Here is a 21,727-nt window from a genome sequence, read left to right as displayed (position 1 = left end):
GGTGGGCTACCCGCGGGCGGGCCCGACCTAACTGGTTGGCTCGGCGTAATCGTAGAGCCGCTCCCGCAGGTCGGTCAGGATCCGGCTGAGTAGCCGCGAGACGTGCATCTGTGAGATGCCGATCTGGCGCGCGATCTGGTCCTGCGTGAGGTTGCCGAAGAACCGCATGTGCAGGATACGCTGCTGCCGCTCCGAGAGGGTGGCTACCGCTGGCGCGACCGCCATCCGCAGCTCGGCGCGGCTCAGCTCGACATCCTCCGCACCCAGCAGTTCACCCAGGGTGGCGGTGGGCTCGTCGCCGCCGGGAGTGGCCGGAGCATCCAGCGAAATGGTGGTGTACGCACCAGAGACCCGTAGCCCATCGCGGATCTCAGCCTCGGAGACCTCGAGTTCGGCGGCGAGTTCGCCGATCGTCGGAGTCCGGCCCTGTCGCTGTGACAGCGTCTCGGTCGCCTGCGCGACCGCCCGGCGTAGCTCCTGCAAGCGGCGGGGCACGTGCAGATCCCAGGTCTGGTCCCGGAAGTAGCGCTTCACCTCGCCGACGATCGTCGGCACCGCGAAGGCGGGAAAGTCGGTGCCGCGGTCGACGTCGAACCGGTCCACCGCTTTGATCAGTCCGACCGTGGCGGTCTGCAGCAGATCGGCGAGCGGCTCGCCGCGGCCGGCGAAGCGGTGGGCGAGATCGGTCGCGAGCGGCAGCCACGCCACGATGGCCTGGTCCCGCACCGCTGGGCGGGACGGGTGGTGCATGGGGAGCGCTGCCAACTGATGGAGCGCCTCGTGCGGATTACCAACGGCGGTGGTCCGTGCCCGTGCCGCGGTCATGGTCATGACGCCCTCCCCCGGTCGTGGACGTAGTCCATGCGCCGAGTTATCGTATCCGACCAGCTGATTGGCTTACCCCCCAAACGGGGGACTAAGCCGAGGTCATCCTGGGGTACTTCCAACGTCGCCCGATCGGTGGTTACCCGCGGGTAGGGGTGGGCGGGTAGGTTACCGACATGCCTGAACACAACGACCCGACATCGACCAACCGAGTAGCGATCGTCACCGGTGGTGCCCGGGGCATCGGGGCCGCGACCGCGCGGCGACTCGCCGCCGATGGGCTCGCCGTGGCGGTGGTGGACCTGGACGAGGAGGCGGCGCGGGCGAGCGCCGACCAGCTCGTCGCCGCGGGTGGCCGGGCGGTGGGCCTCGGCGCCGACGTCAGCGATGCCGAGGCGGTCGCGGCCGCCACCGACCGGGTCGTCGCCGAGCTCGGGGCACCCACCGTGCTCGTGAACAACGCCGGGGTGACCCGCGACAACCTGCTGTTCAAGATGGCGGACGAGGACTGGGACACGGTGATGCGGGTGCACCTGCGGGGCGCCTTCCTGTTCACCCGCGCCGTTCAGTCCCACATGGTGGCCGCGACGTGGGGTCGGGTGGTCAACCTGTCCAGCCGGTCGGCGCAGGGCAACCGGGGCCAGGCGAATTACGCGGCGGCCAAGGCCGGGTTGCAGGGCTTCACTAAGACGCTGGCGATCGAGCTGGGGCCGTTCGGGATAACCGCGAACGCGGTGGCGCCAGGGTTCATCGTCACCGAGATGACCAAGCAGACCGCCGAGCGGGTGGGGGTCGACTTCGACGACTTCCAGCAACGGGCCGCCGAGCAGACTCCGGTTCGCCGGGTGGGTCGTCCGGAGGACGTGGCGCATACGGTGTCGTTCCTGGCTAGCGCCGAAGCCGGATTCGTGACCGGCCAGGTGATCTACGTTGCGGGCGGACCCTGTGACTGAGCCGGGGAGCGGGTCTGACCGGGTCGCGCGGGCCGGGATCATCACCGCCGCCAGCCGCGGCATCGGCCAGGCGATCGCCGCGGCGCTGATCGCCCGCGGCGACCGGGTGGTGATCACCGGGCGGGATCCGCAGCGGCTGGCAGCGGCCGTCGCCGAGCTCGGTTCACCGGAGCAGGTCATCGGGGTGCCCGGCAAGGCCCACGACGATGAGCACCAGCAGCGGGCGGTCACCGCGGCACTGACCACCTTTGGCCGGATCGACTACCTGGTCAACAACGTCGGTGCCAATCCGGTCTTCGCGCCGTTGCTGGAGGTGCCGACCGAGGCGATCCGCAAGATCATGGAGATCAACCTGATCTCGGCGTTGGCGTGGACCAGACGGGTGCACCAGGCCTGGCAGGGCGAGCACGGTGGGTCGGTGGTGAACGTCGCCTCGGTCGCCGGCTTGGCGCCTGCGGCGGGGATCGGGGCGTACGGCATCAGTAAGGCGGCGCTGCTACACCTGACCCGGCAGCTAGCGCTGGAGTTGGCGCCGACGGTGCGGGTCAACGCGGTCGCGCCGGCAGTGGTGAAGACCCGGTTCGCCGAGGCGCTGTACAGCGGGCGGGAGGAAGAGGCCGGTGCGGCCTATCCGCTCGGCCGGTTGGGGGAACCCACCGATGTCGCGGCGGCGGTTGCGTATCTCCTCTCCGACGAAGCCGCCTGGGTGACCGGGCAGACGATGGTGCTCGATGGTGGGGCGGGGCTGGCGGGCCGACTCGGCTGACCCGGCAGAATAAGCTGGCATGAAGGCTTTCACGGTCACGGCGCCCGGTTCGTACGGGTTGGTGGAGTCAGCAGTGCCGATGCCAGGCCCCGGTGAGCTGCTCGTCGCCCCGGCCGCGGTCGGCATCTGCGGCTCTGATCTGGAGCTGCTCGACGGCCGCCGGCCGGCCCCCTACGTGCGTTATCCGGTGGTGCCGGGCCACGAGTGGTCGGGCACCGTCGTGTCGGTGGGCCCCGGGGTGACCGGCTTCGAACCGGGCACCCCGCTGGTGGCCGAGGGCGTGCGCGGCTGCGCCACCTGTCCACGCTGCCGGGAGGGGCGGGGAAACCTGTGCGCCGGCCCGTACGCCGAGACCGGCTTCACCCACCCGGGCGCGCTCGCCGAACGGCTGGTGGTGCCGGCGGCGTTGGCGTACCGGCTGCCTTCCGACCGGCCGCTGGCGCCGGCGGCCCTGCTGGAGCCAGCCGGCTGTGTCGCCAGCGGCCTCCTCGAACTGGGAGTTCCAGCCGCCGGTTCCCGGATCGCGGTGGTGGGGGACGGGCCACTCGGGCTGCTGGCGGTGATGTTGAGCGCGCTGAGCTCGCCGCAGCGGCTCACCCTGGTGGGGAGACGCCCAGAGCGGATCCGGTACGCCGCCACCTGCGGGGCCACCGACGCCACCAACGATCCCGACGCTGCTGGGCTGGCCAGCAGCTTCGATCTGGTGATTGAGGCGAGTAACGCGGCCGCGGGTGCGGTCACCGCGCTCCGGCTGGCGCGCCGCGGCGGTAGTGTGCTGCTGCTCGGTATCTCCGGAGCGGCAGCGCCCGCGGTCGACCCGGACCTGATCAGCCTCGGCCAGCTGCGGGTGCAGGGCGCGTTCGCCGCCTCGGCCGCGGCATGGCGGTGGATGGTTTCGCTCTACAGCGCCGGGCTGTTCGATCCCTCGCCGCTGATCACCCATCAGTTCCCGCTCACCGAGGTAAAGCAGGGTCTGGCGGTGCTCGCCGACCGGGGCAGTGGCGCGCTGAAGGTCTTGATTCAGCCGGAGCCGGAGCTGGCGTGACCGGGGTGCTCCAAGCTGACGGGCTGGCGCTGGCGTGCGAACGCTTCGGCGACGGCCTCGGGGGCTGGCTAGGGCAGCCAGCGAACACGGTCACCAGCTTCGCCTTCGTCATCGCCGGGGCGGCGATCATGCTCGGCCGTCGAGGTCACGGCCTCGGCTACCGGGCCGGGTACGCGGCGCTCGTCGCCGCCGTCGGGGTCGGGTCGGTGATCCAACACGGCCCGCACCCGCCCTGGCAGGCGTACGCACACGACGCGCCGCTCGCCGCAGTGCTCGCCTTCGTCGCCGCCGACGCCGCCGCTGATCTGACCGGGCGGCGGTGGGTGTCGTGGGCCTGGCTGCCGGTACCGCTGGCGATGGTGCCGGTGGTGGCGGCTGGTTCCCAAGCCTCGATCGCTGTCCAGGCAGCGCTAGCGGTGGCCGCGATCGGGCTGGGGTTGTGGCGGGCATGGCGGCGGCCCCGGTTGCGCCGGACCATCGGCGTCGCGCTGCTGCTGCTCGCGACCGGTTCCTTGATCGGGACGGTGAGTGAGCGGACGGCCCTGTGCCAGCCCGACAGTCTGCTGCAGGGTCACGCCGCCTGGCACCTGCTGGCGGCGGCCGCGTTGTGGTGGCTGGCCCCGGTGGTCGGCGCGCGCGGTGCCGAGCCGGAGCGATAGCTCCTGGGCGCCTTGGCGCACCAGCTCACTCAGTTCGGTGCGGCGCGCGGCAGACCATCGGGGAGTTGGCACCGAGATGCTCAACCCGGCGACCACCGCACCGGTGTGGTCGGTGACCGGGGCGGCGACGCAGCCGACCGATTCGTTGGCCTCGCAGTCGTCCAGCGCGATCCCGTCGGCGCGCACGGTGCGCAGCGCCGCGTGCAACGTCGGCAGGTCCCGGATGCTGCGTTCAGTCAGCCCGGGTAGCGGCTGCCCGGCCGGGTAGCGCTCGGCGACCGCCGCCTCGGGCAGCGCCGCCAGGAGCACCTTGCCGACCGCGGTGCAGTGGGCGGGCAGCCGCCGACCGACTGCGGAGACCATCCGTACCGGGTGTGCGCTGTCTTGCTTGGCGATGTAAACCACCTCGATGCCTTCGAGGACCGCTACGTGCGCGGTTTCACCACACTCGGCAGCGACCCGCCGGGCGGCACTGCCCGCTTCGGTGGTCAGGTCGAGGCCGGCCGCGGCGTGCCCGCCCAGGTGGCACAGCCGGCCGCCGAGCCGGTAGCGCAGCGGGTTGCTGGCCTCGGTGACCAGGTAGCCGCGGGCGCTGAGCGTGTGCAGCAGCTCGTGCACGGTGGTGCGCGGCAGCCCGAGCCGGGCGGCGATCTCGGGCGCGGCGAGGGCGGGCTGCTCGCCCAGCAGCTCCAAGATGTCCAACGCCCGGCTCACCGCGGGCACCGCACGGCTCACCGGGGTGATGCTACGCGCCGTTGACCAGCGTCACCGCCGCGACTACCCTGCCTCGTACGAACTTCCGTACGTTGTTCGAGATTTCGGAGCCTGGCATGACGACATCGGCTATAGACGCGCTGTTGACAGACCTCGACCTGCCCGCCACCGACGCCCATGCACTGCCAGCGTCCCCACTCCGGTTCCCCGACGGCGCTGCGTACCGGGTGGAGATCCCCAGCGTGGAGGGGCCACGCTGCCTGGAGACGGTGCTGGCCGAGGCGCGGCGCTACGAGGTGCCGGTGACCCGGGTCTCGCAGGGGACCGGCGTGGGGCTGCTCACCGACGCTGAGATCAGCGAGATGGTCGCGATGGCTGCCGCCGCCGGTGTGGAGCTGTGTCTCTTCGCCCGGCCGAGCGCCGGCTGGGACACCTCGGCGATGGCGGTCGCGCCGGCCGGGGGAGGGCTTGCCGCCTGCGTCCGCGGCGCGGACCAGCTCGCCGCGGCGGTCGACGAGATCCGTCGGGCCGCCGAACTCGGCGTCCGCAGCGTCCTCATCGCCGACCTCGGTCTGCTCAGCGTCTTCGGGCAGCTGCGTGCCGCCGGCGAGTTGCCCGCACAGATGCAGGCCAAGGTGTCGGTGATGCTGTCGGTGGCGAACCCCGCTACCGCCCGGGTGATCGCTGGCCTGGGCGCCGACACCATCAACCTGCCCACCGATCTGAGCATCGCCCAGATCGGTGCGATCCGGGCGGCGGTGCCGACCACGCTGGACGTCTATGTGGAGGCGCCCGACAACCTCGGTGGCTTCGTCCGCCACTACGAACAACCCCGGCTGGTCCGGGTCGCCGCCCCGGTCTACCTGAAGTTCGGGCTGCGTAATGCGCCTGACATCTATCCCTCGGGGAGCCACCTGGAGGCGACCGCGGTGGCGCTCTCGGCGGAACGGGTCCGTCGGGCCCGGCTGGGCCTGGATCTGCTGCGCCGCGCCGGGGTCGACGCGGACTGCTCGGTCGCCGGCGCCGACGGGCTCGCCCTGCCGGTGCCGGCGACCTGAGCCGCATCCGGTCAGGTGGTGAGTTCGTCGCGCAACTGCCATCCGTCCCGCATCAGGTTGAAGTGCACCCGGGTACGCGGCCGGGCGGCGGCTGCTTCGTAGTCGAGGCTGACCCCGAGGCCCGGGGCGGTCGGTAGGCCGAAGCAACCGTCCGCTTCGGCTACCCGGCAGGGCTGGTCGACGAGATCGTTGACCCACGGGTCAGCGAAGTCGTTGAAGTGCTCCAGCACCTTGTAGTTCGGGCAGGCGATCGCGAAGTGCACGTTGGCGGCGGTCGCCACCGGTCCGGCGACGTTGTGCGGCGCCATCAGCAGTCCGTACGAGTCGGCGTAGTTGGCGAGCTTGCGCAACCCGGTGAAGCCGCCGATATGGGTCAGGTCGGCCTGCACGATGTCGACCGTGCCGGCCTCGAACACCTCCCGGAACTCCGGCACCGTGTGTACCCGTTCACCGGTGGCGATCGGCAGCGAGGTGCCGGCCCGGACCTGTCGAAGGGCGCTGTTGTGATACGGCGGGACCGGCTCCTCGATCCACTCCGGACGATATGGCGCCATCGCGGTGGCGGCGGCGACCGCGGTGGCGGCGGTGAACCGGCCGTGCATCTCCACCATCAGCGCCACATCGGGCCCGACCGAATCTCGGACCGCGGCGATGATGTCGGTCGCCAGCGCCAGCTCCGCGCGGGTGAGTTCGGCGGTGGCGGCGCCGAACGGGTCTACCTTCAACCCCCGGTAGCCCCGGCCGACCACCTTGCTCGCCATCGCCGCGAACGACTCCGGGGTCCGCTCGCCCTGGTACCACCCGTTGGCGTAGGCCGGCACCCGGTCCCGGAACTGGCCGCCGAGTAACTTCCAGACCGGCACCCCGAGCGACTTTCCCATCAAATCGTGGCAGGCCATGTCGAGGCATGCGAGCGCGGACTGGGTGATCTCACCCGCCCGGCCGTAGTCCTCCCAGTGCGCCCGCCACGCTAGCCGCTCCACATCGAACGGATCGGTGCCGATGATGTACCGCTCGGCCAACTCGGCGAGGCACGCGCCGAGCGTCTCGGTCTTGTTGACCATGCGGGCCTCGCCGAGCCCGCGCTGGCCGTCATCGGTGATCAGCTCCACAAAGGTCAGCTCCCGCCACGGGGTGCCCACCACTACCGTCTTCATCTCGACGATCCGCACGGCTAGTGCTCCTCTCCGCTGCCTGCCCGCGCCGCCGGTCGGAGCGGGTCGATCGTGTCGGCCACCGCGAACGCCGCCCGAAGGTCGCGCGCGGTCTGGCCGAGGTGCTCGCGCATGGCGGCGCCGGCGCCCTGGGCGTCGCGCGCGCGGACCCGGTCGAGGATCGCTTCATGCTGGGCGATGACGTCGGCCACGGTGCCACCCCGGGTCAGGTGACCACGCAGACTCTGCAGCCGACTCGCCCGCAGCGGCTCCTCCATCCCCTCCATCAGGTGCGCCAGCAGTTGGTTGCCGGTCGCGGCCGCGAGCACCTCGTGGAAGCGGAGGTCAGCGGTGTTGATCGCGGCGGGGTCGAGATCCTCATCGGGTTGCCGCATGGCGGCCAGGGCCAGCTCCAGCGCAGTGATCGCGGATCGATTCGCCCGCAGCGCCGCCAGCGAGGCGATGTGCACCTCCAGCGCGTGGCGTACCTCCAGCAGATCCAGTAGCTGGCTCGGGTCCCGCCGGATGGCAGCGGCGAAGAAGTCGCCGACCGGCCGCGGATTCGGCCAGGCGACGATCGGGCGGCGGCCGCGCCGGATCTCTACCAGCCCGCGGGCCTCCAGCGTCTTCACCGCCTCGCGCACCGTCAGCCGGCTGACCCCCAGCTGCTGGGCCAGCGTGGCCTCGGACGGCAGGTCGCTGCCGGGCTCGAACTCGCCGAGGACCAGGTCGGCCAGCCGTTCGGTCGTCTGCTGGGTGAGGTTGCCAGCGCGGGGGCTCGCGGTCGTCATGGTCGGTCACCATACCAAGCTCTGGTTACTTATCTGATAGGTTACCTCGTGGCTGGGGCTATAGGGCGCCGCGATGCGGCTGAGTTATCAGATAAGTCTCGGCTTACAGCTCGTCAGGATATTCGGAGGAGGCGCGACGTGGATCAGGCAGGTGACGAAGGAGTCGACCAGGGGATCGACCCGCGCACCGGCGCGCCGGTGGGCGCCCCGGTGCCACATACCGGCCCCGCTGCGCTCGACGCGACCTGCCGGGCCGCGGCCGGGGCAGCCCCGGTCCTGGCGGCCCGACCACCGCATGACCGGGCAGCGTGGCTGCGGGCGATCGCCACCACTCTCGGCGACCATGCCGACGAACTCATCGCCCTCGCCGATGCCGAGACCGGGCTCGGCCCCACCCGGCTCACCGGCGAGCTCGCTCGCACCCGTGGCCAGCTCGAACTCTTCGCCGATGCGGTGACAGAGGGCGCGATCCTCGAGGTGGTGATCGACCCCGCCGACCCCGACGCCAAGCCGGTGCCCCGGCCAGATCTGCGGCGGATGCTGCTGCCGATCGGCCCGGTGGCGGTCTATGCGGCCAGCAACTTCCCGTTCGCGTTCTCGATCGCCGGTGGGGACACCGCCAGTGCGCTCGCGGCGGGGGCCCCGGTGGTGGTCAAGGCTCACCCCGGGCACCCAGGGCTCGCTGCCCGGTGCGGGCAGCTGATCGTCGACGCGCTCGCCGCCGCTGGAGCTCCGGCCGGCACCTTCGCCGTGGTGCACGGGTTCGCCGCCGGCGAAGCGCTGGTACAGCACCCGGCGATCGCAGCGGCCGGGTTCACCGGCTCGGTCGCCGGCGGTCGAGCCCTGTTCGACCTCGCTGCTGCCCGGCCCGATCCGATCCCGTTCTACGGCGAGTTGGGTTCGCTGAACCCGGTGGTCGTCACCGCCGGTGCGCTGGCCACCCGGGCCAACGAGATCGTCTCCGGTCTGGTCGGGTCGTTCACGCTCGGCACCGGGCAATTCTGCACCAAGCCAGGGCTGGTGTTCCTCCCCGCTGGGCACGGGCTCGCCGACCAGCTACGCGCGGCGGTCGCCGAGGTCGAGCTGGGTCCGGTGCTCAACGCGAAGATCGAACAGGGCTTCGAGCAGGCGGTTGGCGAGGTGGCGGCGGTCCCCGGGGTGCGGTCGTTGCTGCCCGAGCCGCCGGGTGAGACCGGCCCCGGTCACCGGGTCGCCGCCCGGCTGCTGGCGGTCGACGCGCCCACCCTCGTCGAACGTTCCGAGCAGCTGCTGTCCGAGTGTTTCGGGCCGGCCGCGCTGCTGGTCGAGTATGCGAACGAAGAGCAACTGCTGGCCGGCCTGGCCGTGCTGCCGGGCAGCCTGACCGCGGCCGTCCACGCCGACGCGGATGCTGAGCCGGAGCTGGTGCACACTGTGGTCGACCGGCTCAACTGGGTCGCGGGTCGGATCATTTTCGACGGCTGGCCGACCGGGGTGGCGGTCAGCTGGGCGATGCAGCACGGCGGCCCGTGGCCGGCAACCACGCACTCCGGACACACCTCGGTGGGGGTGACCGCCGTCCGCCGCTTCCAACGGCCGGTCGTCTACCAGAACACGCCGGCACAGCTGCTGCCGCTGGCGCTGCGCGACGAAAATCCGTTCGGGTTGCCGCGCCGGGTGGCTGGGGTCCTCACCCTCGGCTGACCAGCCCGGACGGTCCTCGGGGGAGCTTCGCCCGCCACCGGCTGGTAATGGATACGTCACTTGTCGATGCTTGTGGGCGGTGACCGGTGTCACTTATGGTACCGGTTACCGCCGTTACCCGGTGGTAACAACCCCCACCCCCGGAGGCAACTCGATGAGGACACTCGTACGCCGGCTGAGCGCGGTCTGCGCAGCCGCGGCCATCGCCATGGTCACAGTGGTGACCGTCGCCAGCCCGGCCGCCGCCCAGGCCGGGCCCCCGCCCGATTCGATGGCCAGCATGGGCGACTCGATCACCCGTGGGTTCAACGCCTGTGGCTTCTACGTGGACTGCACCTCCCGCTCCTTCAGCACCGGATCGAGCGCCGGCGACAGCCACTACCAGCGAATTCTTGAGATCAATCCGGCGATCAGCGGCAACAACACGAACGCCGCCCGATCCGGTGCCCGGGTGGCCGAGATGTCTGACCAGGCCCAGACCGTGGTGGCCAGCGGCGCCGAGTACGTCACGATTCTGATCGGCGCCAACGACGCCTGCACCAGCAGCGAATCCTCGATGACCCCGGTGGCCGACTTCCGCGGCCACATCGATGACGCGCTCCAGGTGCTCGCGACCGGGTTGCCGGACGCCCAGGTGATGGTCATCAGCATCCCCGACATCAAGCAGCTCTGGCAGGCCGGCCGGGGCAACCTGCTGGCCCGCAGCGCCTGGTCGCTGTTCAATATCTGCCAGTCGATGTTGGCCAACCCGACCTCGAACGCTGCCGCCGATGTCGAGCGGCGTGACCGGGTGCAGCAGCGGGTCATCGACTACAACTCGGAGCTCGAGGCGGCGTGCGCGGCGTACGGCGCGAACTGCGCCTTCGACGACAACGTCGTCTTCAACTACCCGTTCTCGCTGTCGCAGGTCTCCGGCTGGGACTACTTCCACCCGAACAACGCCGGTCAGCAGGTGCTGGCCGAGATCTCCTACGAAGCTGGCTTCAACTGGTAAACCCGACCCCACCCCGCCGCCGACCCGCGTGATCATGGACCTAGGTACATGACTGGCGCCAAATCAGGTGCCAAACCCCATGGTCAACGCGGGTCGGTGGCGGCCCGGCGGCGGCCCCGGTGCCGGGTGCCGGGTGCCGGGGCCGGGCGCCGGGGCGTTCCCAGGCCTAGGTGGCTGGTAGGAATGGGGGATGGCACAGGACAGCTCACACCCGAACCCGGAGGCCGAGGTCGTCGAGCTGTGCCGGGCGCTGATCCAGTTCGACACCAGTAACACGGGCGATCCGCAGACCAGCGCGCCCGAGCGCCCAGCCGCCGAATGGGTCGCCGCCCAACTCGCTGAGGTGGGGATCGACTCCCAGCTGCGCGAGTCGGTGCCCGGTCGGGCGAGTCTGGTGGCCCGGTTGCCGGGGACGGACCCGGAGCGGGGCGCGCTACTGGTCCACGGCCACCTGGACGTGGTGCCGGCGGACCCCGCGGAGTGGTCGGTGCCACCGTTCGCCGGCGAGGTGCACGACGGGTTCGTCTGGGGCCGGGGCGCGGTGGATATGAAGGATTTCGACGCGATGGTGCTGGCGGTGGTGCGGCACTGGGCCCGGACCGGCTACCAGCCGCCGCGTGACATCGTGCTCGCGTTCACCGCCGACGAGGAGGCGGGCGGGCGCTACGGTGCCCATTTCCTGGTCGAGCAGCATCCGGAGCTGCTGGCCGGCTGCACCGAAGCGATCGGCGAGGTCGGTGGCTACTCCTTCTCGGTGGATGGCCCGGCCGGCGCGGGCACCGATCAGCGCCTGTACCTGGTGCAGATCGCTGAGAAGGGGATCGAGTGGCTGCGGCTGACCGCCACCGGACCGCCCGGTCACGGGTCGATGTTGCACGACGACAACGCGGTGACGACGATCGCCGAGGCGGTGGCGAGACTGGGCCGGCACCGGTTTCCGGTGGAGCTGACCCCGGCCGTTACGGCGTTCCTGACCCACGCCAGCGACGCCCTCGGCGTGGAGTGGGACCGGGCTGACCCGGATGCCCTCATCGCCAAGCTCGGCTCGATCGCCCCGATCATCGGCGCGACGATCCGCAATACCGCCAACCCGACCCGGCTGCACGCCGGCTACAAAGAGAACGTCATCCCCGGCCAGGCTTGGGCCACTGTGGATGCTCGGAGTCTGCCGGGCCGGTCCGAGCAGCTGTTGGCGCAGGTGCGTGAGCTGGTCGGCCCGGAGGTGACGGTGGAGTACGTGCAGCACCAACCGGCGGTGGAGACCACCTTCGACGGCCCACTAGTCGCGGCGATGGGGGCCGCGCTGCGGGCTGAGGATCCGGCGGCGCGAGCGGTCCCCTATCTGTTGTCCGCCGGCACCGACGCCAAGGCGTTCGCCCGGTTGGGGGTGCGCTGCTTCGGTTTCGCGCCGCTGCGACTGCCGCCGGATCTCAACTTCGCCTCGCTCTTCCACGGAGTGGACGAGCGGGTGCCGGTGGAGGGGTTACAGTTCGGCGTACGGGTGCTGGACCGGTTCCTGCGGATGAGCTAGCGAAAGGTTCGAGCCGATGAGCGACGACCCAGCGGCGCTCGATGAGGCGCTGGAGCAGGTGATCCGGGCGGCCCGGGAGCATCTCGCCGCGATCCGGGCGGCCGACGGGGCGCTGGACGATGAACGCGTATGGCACAGCTACGTAGCCTTGAACAACATGTCGTACGCCTACGACCAACTGCTGCTGGACGAGTATGGGGAGGTGACTCCCTGGGATACGGAGGCGATCGAGACCGGTGGGGTGGTGCAACCGTTGACCCATCCCGGCCGCCCATTGGGTGATGGTCGCGCCGATGACCCGTACCCGGTGGTGGTTTCGGTGCGGCAACGGCGCGACTACCGGGTGCCGAGCGTGGCCGCGCTGTTGGCGACCGCTCGCCAGGCGGCGGCGCGGATGGCGATGGGCGACGGGGCGACCCCACCGGAGACGGTGGGGGAGGCGGTGCTGGAGCTGATCCGCGACGCCGACACTTCGTTGGCCGGTCTGGACGGCCCGGAGCTGGAGACCGCCGGTGGGGTGGTGGGTGTTTTCGAGCTGCCCACCCCGGTCTCCGCCAGCGACGGCGCCGGACAACTCGCCGAACTCTTCCGGGTGGAGGCCGATGCGCGGCTGGTGGCCCGACTGGATGAACGGCCAGAAACTCCGGCCGGCGGACAACCAGAGTGAGGTACGCGCCGTGGGGCAGCCGCCGCTCGCGGCCCAGCGCGGGGGCGGCCGACGCCGAGTAGTCAAGCCGCCGGGGTAGTCAGTAGGACAGCCCAGGCGCAGTGTCGGCGCGGGCCGGCCGGCGAAGCGTGACCTGCCGGGTGCCGTCGCGGAACAACTGCACCCGGGCCAGCTCCCAGCCGGCGAACTCGGCCTGCACGATCAGCTGCGCCGTCGCGGAGGTCCGGTCGACGTTCGCCGGTAGCCGCAGCGGCGCGTATTCGTAGCTCATCGCCTCATAGTGCCTAGTCGGTGCCCGAATCGCCACCCCGCCGGGGCGCCCCGGTAGCCTTTGCCCGTGCAGCTGGGACTCTTTCTCGGATATCAGACCGCGGCCAGCTCGCCGGCCCACCACCTGTCATTGACGCAGGAGGCGGAGCGGCTGGGGTACGCGGTGGCGTGGGCGGCGGAGGCGTACGGCTCGGACTCGCCAAGTATGTTGGCGTGGCTGGCCGGCCAGACCTCCCGGATCGGGCTGGGTTCGGCGGTGATGCAGATTCCCGCCCGGACCCCGGCGACGACGGCGATGACCGCCGCCACCATCGATACGCTCTCGGGGGGCCGGTTCCGGCTAGGCCTGGGGGTCAGCGGTCCGCAGGTCTCCGAGGGCTGGCATGGCGTACGGTTCGCCCACCCGCTGGCGCGGACCCGGGAGTATGTCTCGGTGGTCCGGATGGGGCTGGCCCGGCAGCGGGTGCAGTTCGACGGTGCCCACTATCAGCTGCCGTTGCCCGATGGGCCGGGTAAGGCGTTGAAGCTGGGCTTCCACCCGTTGCGGTCGGAGGTCCCGATCTATCTGGCGGCGATCGGGCCAAGGAACCTCCGGCTCGCCGGGGAGGTCGCCGATGGCTGGCTACCCATCTTCTTCTCCCCGGAACACGCTGCGGCGCAGCTGTCGGCGGTGCGGGCGGGTCAGGCAGCGGCCGGCCGGCAGGGGGTCGCCTTCGATGTGGCCCCGAGCGTGCCAGTGGTGGTCGGGGACGACGTCGAGGCCTGTGCGGAGCTGGTCCGCGGTTACGCGGCGCTCTATGTGGGGGGGATGGGTTCGCGGGAGCAGAACTTCTACCACCAGCTCGCGGTCCGGATGGGGTTCGGGGAGGCGGCGGAACGAATCCAGGAGCTGTATCTGGCGGGCAAACATCGGGAGGCTGCCGCGGCGGTGCCGTTGGCGTTTCTGGATCAGACCGCGCTACTCGGCCCGGTCGCGCGGATCGCTGACCGGTTGCAGGCGTACGCGGAGGCGGGGGTGACCACGCTGTCGGTGATTCCGTTCGCTCCGGCGGAGGGCGCGGCCGAGACCCTACGGGCGGTGGCGGCGGCCGCAGAGCGCGCCGCGATCGGCGGGTAGCCGGTGGAGCTATGGCAGGCGCTGGTCCTGGGCATCGTCGAAGGCATCACCGAGTTCCTGCCGATCTCCTCCACCGGCCATCTGGTGGTGGTCGAGAAGCTGATGGGATTGCCGGTCAACGATCCGGCGATGATCGCGTTCACCGCGGTGATCCAGTCCGGTGCGATCGCAGCGGTGTTAGTCTACTTCGCCAAGGATATTTTCCGACTCACGGTCGGTTGGGTGAAGGGGATCTTCGTCCCAGCGGCGCGGCGGGAGTTGGAGTATCGGCTCGCGTGGTACGTCATCATCGGCTCATTGCCGATCGTGCTGGCTGGCTATTTCGGGCAGGACCTGATCAAGGGATCACTGTGGAACCTGTGGACGGTCGCCGCGGGCATGATCCTCTGGAGCGGGGTGATGGCCTTCGCCGAGCACGCGGCCACGCAGGTGCGCAGTGAGCGGCAACTGAACCTGACCGACTCGTTGGTCGTCGGTGTCGCGCAGTGCCTGTCGCTGGTGCCGGGCGTCTCGCGCGCCGGCGCGACCATCACCGTGGGCCTGTTGCGGGACCTGGATCGGGTGACCGCCACCCGGCTTTCGTTCTTCCTGGGGATTCCGGCGCTGGTCGGGGCCGGGGCGCTGGAGCTGGGCGAGCTCCGGGGGAGCGAGAATGTATCGACCGCCGCGCTGCTGGTGGGTACGGTGGTCAGCTTCGTGGTGGCGTATGCATCGATCGCCTGGTTGCTGCGATTTGTCGCAAAACATACGTTGATGACCTTTGTGTGGTATCGACTTGGTTTTGCCGCGTTCATCATTATTCTGTTGCTTACCGGGACCGTCACCGCGACCTGACCCCCGCGCCTCCCCCAGCGCGTTGATCATGGACCTGGGTACATGATTGGCCGCTGATCATGTACCCAAGTCCATGATCAGCGCACCGGGGGAGGGTAGGGTTCGGCGGGTGGCGACTGTCCTCTTACTGCGGCACGGCCGTACCGCCGCCAACGCTGGCGGCGGTCTGGCGGGCCGAAGCCCCATCGAACTCGACGAGACCGGCCGTGCCCAGGCTGCGGCATTGGCCCCCCGGTTGGCCGGGGTGCCGCTGGTGACCGCGGTTACCAGCCCGTTGCCGCGCTGTCGGCAGACCGTCGCGCTGGCGGTGCCGCAGGCGCCGGTCGTCGTCGAGGAACGCCTGATCGAGTGCGGTTATGGGCAGTGGCAGGGGCGACCGCTGGCCGAGCTCGCCGAGGATCCGCTGTGGCCGGTGGTACAGCAGCACCCGGCGGCGGTGACCTTTCCCGGCCCAGAGGGGGAATCGATGGCCGCGATGTCCGCCCGGGCGGTCGCCGCGGTCCGACACTGGGACGCCCAGGTGACCCGGGAACACGGTCCACACGCGGTCTGGCTTGCGTGCAGTCACGGAGATGTGATCAAGGCGATAGTCGCCGACGCGCTCGGGCTCCACCTTGACTTGTTCCAGCGGCTGGTGATCGACCCAGCCTCGGTTGCCGCTATCCGCTACACCGCCACTCGGCCATTCTTGTTGCGCCTCGGCGACACCGGTGAGCTGCGGTTCGACCCGCCGACCCCGCCGGCGTCGGCGGACCGGCCGGGCGCTGACGCCGGCGCGGCCGATGCGTCGGCGGGCGAGTCCGACGCCCCGGTCGGCGGCGGCGCCGGCGGCGGCGGCTTCGGTAGGGTCGAGGTATGAGCCACCGGGTGTACGCGTTCGAGCCGCCGGACCGGTTCGTCGTGGGCACGGTCGGCGAGCCGGGGGAGCGGACCTTCTACCTCCAGGCCAGCGGCGGCGGCCAGCTGGTCTCGGTAATGCTGGAGAAGGTGCAGGTCTCGCTGCTCGCGGAGAAGCTGGACGAGCTGCTGACCGAAGCTAACCGCCGGTTCGGGATCTCGGCGACCGAGGTGGTCACCGAGTCGGTCGACAACGATCCGCTCGCATCACCGGTCGAGGAAGAGTTCCGGGTCGGCACGCTGGGGCTCGCCTTTGACGTCGACACCTCCACCGTGGTGATCGAAGCGATCGAGGTGGGGGAGGAGACCGAGTCGGAGGCCGAGACCGACGACGAGGAGGAGGCGGAGCCCGCCGAGCACCTGGACCGACTGCGGGTGCGGATCACGCCGGAGGCGACCAGAGCGTTCATCGAACGGGCGCGACGGGTGGTGGCGGCTGGCCGCCCGCCGTGCCCGCTCTGTGGGCAGCCACTCAGCCCGACCGGGCACATCTGCCCCCGACACAACGGCTACCACCGCCGACCTGGGCCGGAGTGACTGAGCGCACCGCCACCGGCCACGGGTCCATGCAGGACTCGATCGACGTCTTGACGCACGGGGAGTTGACCGTGGAGGGGCGGTTGGTCGACGCCTCCAACACCACCCTGCGGTGCACCGTCGAGCTCGGCGATCGCACAATCCGATGCGTGTATAAGCCGGTCGCCGGGGAACGGCCGTTGTGGGACTTCCCCGACGGTACGCTGGCCGGCCGGGAGGTCGCCGCGTACCTGGTCGCGGCGGCGATGCAGTGGCCGCTGGTGCCCCCGACCGTGCGGCGGGAGGGGCCGCTGGGGGTGGGCGCCTGCCAGCTGTGGATCGAAGAGTCAGACGAGGCGTTGGTCGGCTTCGTTCCGGAGGGTGAGCTTCCGACGGGGTGGCACCCGGTCGCGGCCGCGCGCGACGGCGAAGGTAACCCGTACATACTCGCGCACGCGGAGGATGCCCGGCTCGCCCAGATGGCGATCTTCGATGTGGTGGTCAACAATGCCGACCGCAAGGGTGGGCATGTGCTGGTCGGCTCGGACGGCCGACTGTACGGCGTCGACCACGGGGTCTGCCTCCACCGGGAGCCGAAGCTCCGGACCGTGTTGTGGGGCTGGGTCGGCCAGCCGCTGCCGCCCGAGGCGGAGCCGGCGCTGGCGCGGCTCGCGGCGCGGCTTGATGGCGGGCTAGCCGACGAACTCGCCGACCTGTTGACCGACGCGGAGGTGGCTGCGCTGGTGGCGCGGGTTGAGCAGTTGCGTGCCGAGGGCCGGTTCCCGCAACCCAACCCGGCCTCGCCGACCATGCCGTGGCCTCCGATCTAGGGCTGGATACCCTGGTGGAGATGGAGTCATGGATCGGACCTCAGGTTCCAAAGCTGCCGGGCAGCGGGCAACCGCTGGCATTGTTCGACTCGGCCCGCCGTTCGGTGCAGCGGGTTCGACCCGGCCCACCCGGCGGGTCGATGTACGTCTGCGGCATCACGCCGTACGATGCGACCCATTTGGGGCACGCCGCCACAATGATCACGTTTGATCTGATCGCCCGGCTCTGGCGAGATTCAGGGATAACTGTGCGATATGCGCAGAATGTCACTGACATTGATGATCCGCTATTGGAGCGGGCGGCTCGGGACGGCGAAGACTGGATCGTCCTCGGGATGCGGGAGACCGCGTTGTTCCGGGAGGACATGGAGTCGCTGCGGCTGCTGCCGCCGGACTTCTACGTGGGCGCGGTGGAGACGATTCCGAAGATCGTCGACACCGTCTCGTCGCTACTCGCAGACGGCGCTGCCTACCGGCTCGACGATGGCAGCGGCGACGTCTATTTCGACATCGCCGCCGCCCCCCGGTTCGGGTATGTCTCCCACTTCTCCCGGGCACAGATGCTGGCGTTCTTCGCCGAGCGTGGCGGCGACCCGGAGCGCGGCGGCAAGCGCGACCAGCTAGATCCGTTGCTGTGGCGAGGCGCTAGGGAGGGCGAGCCGGCCTGGCCCGGCGAGGTGCTCGGCCCAGGGCGGCCCGGCTGGCATGTGGAGTGTGCCGTGATCGCCCTTGACCGGCTCGGCGAGACCATCGACGTGCAGGGCGGCGGCAACGATCTGATCTTCCCACACCACGAGTGCTCGGCGGCCCACGCGGAGCGGCTCACCGGCCAGGCGCCCTTCGCCTCGCACTATGTGCACACCGGCATGATCGGGTTGGCCGGAGAGAAGATGAGCAAGTCCAAAGGGAACTTGGCCTTCGTCTCCCGGCTGCGCGCCGACGGACTGGATCCGATGGCGCTCCGGTTGGCCTTGCTGGCTGGCCACTACCGGCAGGATCGGCAGTGGACCGACGAGGTCCGCAAGGTCGCCGAGCAGCGGTTGGCGCGATGGCGGGCGGCGGTGGCCGTGGCAGCGGCGCCCGCCGCGGAGCCGCTGCTCGCCGGGGTGCGGGAGCGGCTGGCGGACGACCTGGATACGCCCTCGGCGTTGCGGCTGGTGGATGAGTGGGCGGACGCCGCCCTCGCTGGCGAGAGCGAGGCCGACCCGGCGGCTGCCGAGCTGCTCCGCGGCACGGTCGACGCGCTGCTCGGGGTGAAACTCTGAGCAGCGGCGCCGAGGAGCTGTCGACGAGCAGCGGTCGCCGGATGCGGGTCGCCGGCGCCCGCTGGATCAACCGAGCGCCACCTGGGGCTGTGAGTGGTCGGGGTCGGCCGCTGGCGCCGGAATGTCGTACCGTTCGGTCAACGCGGTCATTGGACCGGGCCAGGTCGCTTGCGCCACCTCGAGCGGCCGGCGCTGGTCGTCGTAGGCGACATGTAGCAGGTGCAGCACCGGGGTGTCGGCCCGGATCGCGAGGGTCTCGGCTTCGGCGCGACTGGGTTGCCGGGCGGTGACCTGGTCGGTGGCGTGCGCGTAGCGCCGACCGGTTACCTCCTCGACCTCTTGGTAGAGCGGCCGACCGAAGGCCTGCTCCTGCTCCAGACTGGTGCCGCCGGCATCGGCGACCCGGAACCAAGAGGCGCCGACCTCGACCGTGGCTTCCTGGGTGCGGACCACGTGCCGACGGACCACGAACTCGGTGCCCTCGGTGACGCCGAAGGCATCGGCCACCTCCGCCTCCGCGGGTGCTCGGCCAACCTGCACCAGGTACTGGCGATACCGGGCGGCGAGGTCGGAGTGGTAGCCGCGGTACGCGCCGTACCGGCCGCGGGATAGGCGGTTGAGCCGGCGGCGGGTGCCCCGAACGTAGGTGCCGGAGCCCGGTTTGGTGATCAGCAGCCCTTCCACCCGCAGCTGGTCGACGGTGCGCTGGATGGTCTGCTTGGCCACGCCGAACATCTGCGCCATCGCCGGGATGGCGGGTAGCCGCTCGCCGGGGGCCCAGTCGCCTCGGCGGATCTTGGCCCGGAGGGCTTCGGCGATCTGGCGATGCGGTGACTCAGCCGCGCCGGGATTGACCCCGGATGGACCGTCTGTCATAGGACCAAGCCTAGCCTCCTAGGATGCATTACGCAATGTGGCGCCCCGCACCCGTCACGTCGTCTAGCAGCGGGAGTGTCGTGGAGCGCCGGATTTATCCGGCAGCAAGCTACCCCCGCTGCCCAACCAAGATCACAGCAGCCTCAAGGGCGTGGGCCGCGCCGGCGCAGATACTTCTCGAACTCGTCCGCGATCTCGTCGCCGGTGAGTGCGTGCAGCTCCGCCTCGCCGGAGCGGGCCTCAAGCTCCTGGACGTACTCGGCCAGCTCCGAATCCTGCTCAGCGGCGGCCCGCACCCGGCTCTCCCAGGCCCCGGCCGCCTCCGCCAGGTCCACCATCGGCACCGGCAGGTCGAGCACCTCTTCGACCCGGTGGAGCAGCCCGAGCGTGGCCTTTGGGCAGGGCGGACTGTTGGCGTAGTGGGGGACATGCACCCAGAACGACGCGGTGTCCAGGTCGGCCCGGGCCGCCGCCTCGTGCAGCACTCCCACGATGCCCAGCGGACCTTCATACCGGGTCGGGGTGAGCTTCAGCCGTTCCGTCGCGTCGCCAGCGGTGCCGCTACCGCTCACCGGCAGCGGCCGGGTGTGCGGCACGTCGGCCAGCAGCGCCCCCAGCAGGACGATCTGTCGGACCTCCAGCGCGTGGCAGACCTCCAGCACCTGCGCGCAGAAGGTGCGCCAGCGCATGCTCGGCTCGATGCCCCGGATCAGCACCACGTCGCGCTCCGCCGAGGGTGGGCTGGCCACCGCGAACCGAGTGGTTGGCCAGTCGATCCGCCGTTCGTCGTCGACCAGGCTCTGCACCGGTCGGGTGACCTGGAAGTCGTAGAAGTCTTCCGGGTCGAGCGCGGTCACCTGGGTGGCTTCCCACACCTGCTCTAGATGGTCGAGGACCGCGGTCGACGCGTCGGCAGCGTCGTTCCACCCCTCAAAGGCTGCGATCGCCACCGGGCTGCGCAGTACCGGTAGACCGTCGAACTCGCTCACGTGACTCCCGTTCCCTCGCGGCTTGCGCTCCTGGCTCGGCTCGCTCTTCGGGCTTACCGCCTAGCGTACGGGGTGGAGTTGGGCAGGTCCGCGATGGCCGCGCCGAAACGTGGTGGAGCCGGAGTCGATGCATGATCAACGCCTAGTAGTCGGGCCTTCTCATACGGTTGTCCTCATTGTAGAGTGATCCGGTCCGGGCGAGAGTTGCGAGCATGGACGGGAGATCCGATGCAACGAGTTACCGCGCTCCTCACCTCGCTGGTGGTCGCTTTGGCGGTGTCGCCGCTAGTGGCGGCACCGGGGCAAGCCGCCGAGCCCGCCCCCGCCCCGTCGGCCGTCACGGCGGCGTACCCGGGGGTCCTGCAAGGGGTTTACTACGAGCGTCCGGACTGCCTCGACTACGGCCGGTACGGCGTGCAACAGGGCATGTGGGACTGGTGGTTCTGCGAGGACAACAACGGCATGTGGTGGCTCTGGACCTTCACATACTGAGCTTAAAGGTCGACTCCGGGCATAGCCGGCTGAGGGCGAGCCGGCTATGCCCGGGCGGTCGCGGCCAGTCGGGTGAGGTACCCGAGGTCGACCTCGACGAGGCTGGTGACCAGGTGGGCGCCGTCGACCCCGGCGAGGGGCAGCTCGCCCGGCACTCCGATCACCCGGGCGCCGGCGGCGCTCGCGCTGAGGATGCCGGTGGGGGAGTCCTCGATCGCCACGCACTGCTCGATCGGCACCCCGAGCTGGCTCGCGGCGGTCCGATACGCCTCCGGGTGCGGTTTCGCCTCGGCCACCTCGTCGCCGCAGATGACCACGTTGAAGTTGCCGCGGCCGAGGGTGCTGTCGAGTACCACCTCGACCAACCGGCGGGCGGTCGAGGTGACCAGCGCCGTGGGCAGCCCCGCAGTGCGGACCTCGGCGAGTAGCTCGGTCGCGCCGGGCCGCCAGGGCACACCCTCGGCGAAGAGCGCGCCCATCCGCTCGGCGAGGAAGAGCTCATCGGTGACCAGGTCGGGGTCGGCGACCCCGACGTCGGAATAGAAGATCGCCATCGACTCGGACGCGTTTCGACCGACCATGCTGAGCCGGGCCGCCTCGGAGAGGAGGCCGCCGTGGTGCGCCGCGAGTGCGTCCATCGCCGCCCCCCACAGCGGTTCACTGTCCAACAGGGTGCCGTCCATATCGAAGAGTACTGCTGCCGGGCCGGGGCGATCATCCACTAGCTCTGTCACGCCGCCAGTCTGCCGGAAGCGACGCCGCGACGGCTAACCGCTGGTCTGCCGAGTACGTCACGCGGGC

At 70.6% G+C, this 21,727-nt stretch carries 23 protein-coding genes; 15 read left to right on the top strand and 8 right to left on the bottom strand.

Going from position 1 to position 21,727, the window contains the following annotated elements:
• Window positions 1-27 precede the first annotated feature (27 nt).
• A complete protein-coding gene (locus JQS43_RS13680) occupies window positions 28-831 on the bottom strand; it encodes a SigB/SigF/SigG family RNA polymerase sigma factor (RefSeq protein ID WP_239674774.1) in 804 nt (267 codons plus the stop codon).
• A 170-nt stretch (window positions 832-1,001) separates the two neighbouring features.
• Between JQS43_RS13680 and fabG the strand changes: the two genes are divergently transcribed.
• From fabG to JQS43_RS13665, 3 genes are read left to right on the top strand one after another with little or no spacing between them, the layout of a single operon-like run.
• Window positions 1,002-1,778 (top strand): 3-oxoacyl-ACP reductase FabG, encoded by a 777-nt coding sequence (fabG, locus tag JQS43_RS13675; RefSeq protein ID WP_239674773.1) that lies wholly within the window; start codon window positions 1,002-1,004, stop codon window positions 1,776-1,778.
• The gene (locus tag JQS43_RS13670; protein ID WP_239674772.1) at window positions 1,771-2,544 is read left to right on the top strand and encodes an SDR family oxidoreductase; all 774 of its coding nucleotides are present in this window, start codon (window positions 1,771-1,773) and stop codon (window positions 2,542-2,544) included. Before fabG ends, JQS43_RS13670 begins: the two co-directional genes overlap by 8 nt.
• Before the next feature lie 19 nt (window positions 2,545-2,563).
• Window positions 2,564-3,589 (top strand): zinc-dependent alcohol dehydrogenase, encoded by a 1,026-nt coding sequence (locus tag JQS43_RS13665; RefSeq protein WP_239674771.1) that lies wholly within the window; start codon window positions 2,564-2,566, stop codon window positions 3,587-3,589.
• A gap of 410 nt (window positions 3,590-3,999) precedes the next feature.
• On the opposite strand, the gene JQS43_RS13660 is transcribed toward JQS43_RS13665, so the two are convergent.
• Window positions 4,000-4,983: an IclR family transcriptional regulator gene (locus JQS43_RS13660; protein ID WP_239674770.1), complete on the bottom strand. Its 984-nt coding sequence runs from the start codon at window positions 4,981-4,983 to the stop codon at window positions 4,000-4,002.
• A 95-nt stretch (window positions 4,984-5,078) separates the two neighbouring features.
• Here JQS43_RS13660 and JQS43_RS13655 point away from each other — a divergent pair, with 95 nt between their 5' ends.
• Window positions 5,079-6,020 (top strand): U32 family peptidase, encoded by a 942-nt coding sequence (locus tag JQS43_RS13655; RefSeq protein WP_239674769.1) that lies wholly within the window; start codon window positions 5,079-5,081, stop codon window positions 6,018-6,020.
• A gap of 11 nt (window positions 6,021-6,031) precedes the next feature.
• On the opposite strand, the gene JQS43_RS13650 is transcribed toward JQS43_RS13655, so the two are convergent.
• Together JQS43_RS13650 and JQS43_RS13645 are read right to left on the bottom strand one after the other, a co-directional pair.
• Window positions 6,032-7,192, bottom strand: a complete 1,161-nt coding sequence (locus tag JQS43_RS13650) for a mandelate racemase/muconate lactonizing enzyme family protein (RefSeq protein ID WP_239674768.1) — start codon at window positions 7,190-7,192, stop codon at window positions 6,032-6,034.
• Between the two features lie 2 nt (window positions 7,193-7,194).
• Window positions 7,195-7,965 (bottom strand): FadR/GntR family transcriptional regulator, encoded by a 771-nt coding sequence (locus JQS43_RS13645; protein ID WP_239674767.1) that lies wholly within the window; start codon window positions 7,963-7,965, stop codon window positions 7,195-7,197.
• A gap of 138 nt (window positions 7,966-8,103) precedes the next feature.
• On the opposite strand from JQS43_RS13645, the gene JQS43_RS13640 reads away from it, so the two are divergent.
• The 4 genes from JQS43_RS13640 to JQS43_RS13625 all read left to right on the top strand — a co-directional run bounded on the left by JQS43_RS13640 (window position 8,104) and on the right by JQS43_RS13625 (window position 12,840).
• Window positions 8,104-9,648 carry an aldehyde dehydrogenase (NADP(+)) gene (locus JQS43_RS13640; RefSeq protein ID WP_239674766.1) on the top strand — a complete coding sequence of 515 codons (1,545 nt, stop codon included), beginning with the start codon at window positions 8,104-8,106 and terminating at the stop codon, window positions 9,646-9,648.
• Between the two features lie 154 nt (window positions 9,649-9,802).
• Complete coding sequence (locus JQS43_RS13635) at window positions 9,803-10,642, top strand: SGNH/GDSL hydrolase family protein (RefSeq protein ID WP_239674765.1); 840 nt, start codon at window positions 9,803-9,805, stop codon at window positions 10,640-10,642.
• 190 nt (window positions 10,643-10,832) lie between these two features.
• Entirely contained in the window at window positions 10,833-12,173 is a 1,341-nt protein-coding gene (locus JQS43_RS13630; protein WP_239674764.1) for a M20/M25/M40 family metallo-hydrolase, read from the top strand.
• A 16-nt stretch (window positions 12,174-12,189) separates the two neighbouring features.
• Window positions 12,190-12,840: a hypothetical protein gene (locus JQS43_RS13625; RefSeq protein WP_239674763.1), complete on the top strand. Its 651-nt coding sequence runs from the start codon at window positions 12,190-12,192 to the stop codon at window positions 12,838-12,840.
• 79 nt (window positions 12,841-12,919) lie between these two features.
• On the opposite strand, the gene JQS43_RS13620 is transcribed toward JQS43_RS13625, so the two are convergent.
• Window positions 12,920-13,111 (bottom strand): DUF5703 family protein, encoded by a 192-nt coding sequence (locus JQS43_RS13620; protein WP_239674762.1) that lies wholly within the window; start codon window positions 13,109-13,111, stop codon window positions 12,920-12,922.
• Between the two features lie 66 nt (window positions 13,112-13,177).
• Here JQS43_RS13620 and JQS43_RS13615 point away from each other — a divergent pair, with 66 nt between their 5' ends.
• The 6 genes from JQS43_RS13615 to mshC all read left to right on the top strand — a co-directional run bounded on the left by JQS43_RS13615 (window position 13,178) and on the right by mshC (window position 18,569).
• The gene (locus tag JQS43_RS13615) at window positions 13,178-14,227 is read left to right on the top strand and encodes an LLM class F420-dependent oxidoreductase (RefSeq protein WP_239674761.1); all 1,050 of its coding nucleotides are present in this window, start codon (window positions 13,178-13,180) and stop codon (window positions 14,225-14,227) included.
• 3 nt (window positions 14,228-14,230) lie between these two features.
• Window positions 14,231-15,061, top strand: coding sequence for an undecaprenyl-diphosphate phosphatase (locus JQS43_RS13610; protein ID WP_239674760.1), 831 nt, complete (start codon window positions 14,231-14,233; stop codon window positions 15,059-15,061).
• A 109-nt stretch (window positions 15,062-15,170) separates the two neighbouring features.
• Window positions 15,171-15,920: an MSMEG_4193 family putative phosphomutase gene (locus JQS43_RS13605; protein WP_420847587.1), complete on the top strand. Its 750-nt coding sequence runs from the start codon at window positions 15,171-15,173 to the stop codon at window positions 15,918-15,920.
• A complete protein-coding gene (locus JQS43_RS13600) occupies window positions 15,917-16,495 on the top strand; it encodes a DUF3090 domain-containing protein (RefSeq protein WP_239674758.1) in 579 nt (192 codons plus the stop codon). Before JQS43_RS13605 ends, JQS43_RS13600 begins: the two co-directional genes overlap by 4 nt.
• A 29-nt stretch (window positions 16,496-16,524) precedes the next feature.
• Window positions 16,525-17,304 carry an SCO1664 family protein gene (locus tag JQS43_RS13595; protein WP_239679432.1) on the top strand — a complete coding sequence of 260 codons (780 nt, stop codon included), beginning with the start codon at window positions 16,525-16,527 and terminating at the stop codon, window positions 17,302-17,304.
• A gap of 20 nt (window positions 17,305-17,324) precedes the next feature.
• Window positions 17,325-18,569, top strand: coding sequence for a cysteine--1-D-myo-inosityl 2-amino-2-deoxy-alpha-D-glucopyranoside ligase (mshC, locus tag JQS43_RS13590; RefSeq protein WP_239674757.1), 1,245 nt, complete (start codon window positions 17,325-17,327; stop codon window positions 18,567-18,569).
• A 66-nt stretch (window positions 18,570-18,635) separates the two neighbouring features.
• On the opposite strand, the gene JQS43_RS13585 is transcribed toward mshC, so the two are convergent.
• Together JQS43_RS13585 and JQS43_RS13580 are read right to left on the bottom strand one after the other, a co-directional pair.
• Window positions 18,636-19,445, bottom strand: a complete 810-nt coding sequence (locus JQS43_RS13585; protein WP_239674756.1) for a GntR family transcriptional regulator — start codon at window positions 19,443-19,445, stop codon at window positions 18,636-18,638.
• A 143-nt stretch (window positions 19,446-19,588) separates the two neighbouring features.
• On the bottom strand, window positions 19,589-20,434 hold the full coding sequence (locus JQS43_RS13580) for a PAC2 family protein (protein WP_239674755.1): 846 nt from the start codon (window positions 20,432-20,434) through the stop codon (window positions 19,589-19,591).
• Window positions 20,435-20,662: 228 nt separating this feature from the next.
• On the opposite strand from JQS43_RS13580, the gene JQS43_RS13575 reads away from it, so the two are divergent.
• Window positions 20,663-20,926 (top strand): hypothetical protein, encoded by a 264-nt coding sequence (locus JQS43_RS13575; RefSeq protein WP_239674754.1) that lies wholly within the window; start codon window positions 20,663-20,665, stop codon window positions 20,924-20,926.
• Window positions 20,927-20,970: 44 nt separating this feature from the next.
• On the opposite strand, the gene JQS43_RS13570 is transcribed toward JQS43_RS13575, so the two are convergent.
• A complete protein-coding gene (locus JQS43_RS13570) occupies window positions 20,971-21,660 on the bottom strand; it encodes an HAD family hydrolase (RefSeq protein WP_275580892.1) in 690 nt (229 codons plus the stop codon).
• Window positions 21,661-21,727 lie beyond the last annotated feature (67 nt).

The sequence above is a fragment of the Natronosporangium hydrolyticum genome, assembly GCF_016925615.1.
GTDB classification, from domain to species: domain Bacteria; phylum Actinomycetota; class Actinomycetes; order Mycobacteriales; family Micromonosporaceae; genus Natronosporangium; species Natronosporangium hydrolyticum.
Note: the sequence above shows the minus strand (reverse complement) of the source record. Positions and strands in the feature narration are given on the sequence as shown.

Coding starts and splice junctions, on each gene's coding strand:
- JQS43_RS13680 (WP_239674774.1), bottom strand. CDS start 831: ATGACCATGACCGCGGCACGGGCACGGACCACCGCCGTTGGTAATCCG.
- JQS43_RS13625 (WP_239674763.1), top strand. CDS start 12,190: ATGAGCGACGACCCAGCGGCGCTCGATGAGGCGCTGGAGCAGGTGATC.
- JQS43_RS13595 (WP_239679432.1), top strand. CDS start 16,525: ATGCAGGACTCGATCGACGTCTTGACGCACGGGGAGTTGACCGTGGAG.
- JQS43_RS13630 (WP_239674764.1), top strand. CDS start 10,833: ATGGCACAGGACAGCTCACACCCGAACCCGGAGGCCGAGGTCGTCGAG.
- JQS43_RS13575 (WP_239674754.1), top strand. CDS start 20,663: ATGCAACGAGTTACCGCGCTCCTCACCTCGCTGGTGGTCGCTTTGGCG.
- JQS43_RS13635 (WP_239674765.1), top strand. CDS start 9,803: ATGAGGACACTCGTACGCCGGCTGAGCGCGGTCTGCGCAGCCGCGGCC.
- JQS43_RS13600 (WP_239674758.1), top strand. CDS start 15,917: ATGAGCCACCGGGTGTACGCGTTCGAGCCGCCGGACCGGTTCGTCGTG.
- JQS43_RS13655 (WP_239674769.1), top strand. CDS start 5,079: ATGACGACATCGGCTATAGACGCGCTGTTGACAGACCTCGACCTGCCC.
- JQS43_RS13620 (WP_239674762.1), bottom strand. CDS start 13,111: ATGAGCTACGAATACGCGCCGCTGCGGCTACCGGCGAACGTCGACCGG.
- JQS43_RS13585 (WP_239674756.1), bottom strand. CDS start 19,445: ATGACAGACGGTCCATCCGGGGTCAATCCCGGCGCGGCTGAGTCACCG.
- mshC (WP_239674757.1), top strand. CDS start 17,325: ATGGAGTCATGGATCGGACCTCAGGTTCCAAAGCTGCCGGGCAGCGGG.
- JQS43_RS13645 (WP_239674767.1), bottom strand. CDS start 7,965: ATGACGACCGCGAGCCCCCGCGCTGGCAACCTCACCCAGCAGACGACC.
- JQS43_RS13665 (WP_239674771.1), top strand. CDS start 2,564: ATGAAGGCTTTCACGGTCACGGCGCCCGGTTCGTACGGGTTGGTGGAG.
- fabG (WP_239674773.1), top strand. CDS start 1,002: ATGCCTGAACACAACGACCCGACATCGACCAACCGAGTAGCGATCGTC.